The organism is Streptomyces calidiresistens, from assembly GCF_014141525.1.
In the GTDB taxonomy this organism is placed as follows: Bacteria; Actinomycetota; Actinomycetes; order Streptomycetales; family Streptomycetaceae; genus Streptomyces; species Streptomyces calidiresistens.
In genome coordinates this window covers 1-726 of sequence record NZ_VKHS01001415.1, presented here as the reverse complement: position 1 = coordinate 726, position 726 = coordinate 1, and the positions used below count along the sequence as shown (strand labels likewise).

Here is a 726-nt window from a genome sequence, read left to right as displayed (position 1 = left end):
GGGAGGCGGGGTCGGGAGCGCCCGCGCCCGGGGTCACCCCGGCTTCGTGTCCCCGACGTTCCCCAGGTGGTCGGCGGCCTCGTCCCGGGCGAGGGGTCGGGACCGGCGGGCCGGTCCGCGCCATCCGCAACTGCACCGGGGGGCGAGGAAGGGCCCGCGTTCCACCAGGGTGATGTGGTGTCCCCCGGACACCTGAGCGGGCGGCTCGGCCGCGCGTTCGTCGTGCACGGGACCACCGTATCGAGTCATCCCCGGGGGCCGGCCGTGACGGTCCCCGGGGCGATTCGTTGAGCGGTGCGGCCGGGAGGTTCGGGGTGGTGGGCCCCGGGGGTCGCCGAGGGGCGATCGGCAGGAACCCCGGGAACGAGGAGCGGAACCCATGGCGGAGCGAGGTGCGGGGCGCGGGACGGCGGGACCGGTGGCGATGGCGATGGTGGCGCTGATCGCGGCCGGCACGGTGTCGGCGTGCTCCCCGGCGAGCGGGGGGACCCTCCCGTCCGCCCCGGCACCGGTCGCGGCGGTTCCCTCCGGTCCCGTGGGCCCCGACGGCGTGCCCCTCGGGCCGGTGGAGCGGCTGCTCCGGGCGGCCGACGTCCTGGCGGGGGCCGGTACCTCACGGGTGCGCACCGCCGTGGAGACCGCATCCGGTGGCACCCGGGTGGTGATCACCGGGGAGGGCGTCTTCGACCACGGCGCCGGGGTGGGGGAGTTGGAGTTGACCGTGCC

1 protein-coding gene and 1 pseudogene are annotated in these 726 nt (G+C 77.7%); one reads left to right on the top strand and one right to left on the bottom strand.

The annotated features are described in order from the left end of the window. Positions 1 to 33: 33 nt before the first annotated feature. Positions 34 to 228: a hypothetical protein gene (locus tag FOE67_RS27590; protein WP_182667531.1), complete on the bottom strand. Its 195-nt coding sequence runs from the start codon at positions 226 to 228 to the stop codon at positions 34 to 36. Positions 229 to 379: 151 nt separating this feature from the next. Here FOE67_RS27590 and FOE67_RS27585 point away from each other — a divergent pair. Next, positions 380 to 726: pseudogene (locus FOE67_RS27585) on the top strand (hypothetical protein); the annotation flags it as partial.